We start from the raw sequence: 430 nt of genomic DNA, 5'->3' as shown, positions 1-430 counted from the left end.
CACGTCAGTGGCGAGCACAGAAAAAGAGAGCGTTGCCACAAAGACAACTAGCAATAGTTTAAAAATCATCGTTGATATTCCCAGTTGGATAAAAATGAAGCTTTACCAGCAATGGCTATGTGTTGAAAGACGATTTAACCTAATTAATTATCGTGACAGAAAAATGAACGTGTCACGACCGATTGAGTTAGATTATAAGTCGATAGTTTTTTGTCCCTGTTCAAGGTTCTCCGCCGCTTGGCTAAGACTATCTGCGGATGACAAAATCGCCCTATTCAATACACTGTTCCTAGCACCAGAAAACCCATGAACTTCAGTCCCTCACGCACTGAGTACGTTAATCACATTAACCTGATAGGGCTACGGCCAATTGATAATCATGATTTTCACTCACAAGTTATTGATCGATTTAATGTTTGAAGGTGTTGAA

At 40.0% G+C, this 430-nt stretch carries 1 protein-coding gene; it reads left to right on the top strand.

Features of this window, described 5'->3' with window-relative positions:
- On the top strand, positions 1-310 hold a 310-nt coding region (locus RMT89_RS41240), incomplete at its 5' end, for a hypothetical protein (RefSeq protein WP_315888884.1).
- Positions 311-430 lie beyond the last annotated feature (120 nt).

The sequence above is a fragment of the Streptomyces sp. P17 genome (genome assembly GCF_032436805.1).
Classification (GTDB): Bacteria; Actinomycetota; Actinomycetes; order Streptomycetales; family Streptomycetaceae; genus Streptomyces.
The sequence above is the reverse complement of the archived record's forward strand: the minus strand, read 5'-3'. Positions and strand labels throughout refer to the sequence as shown.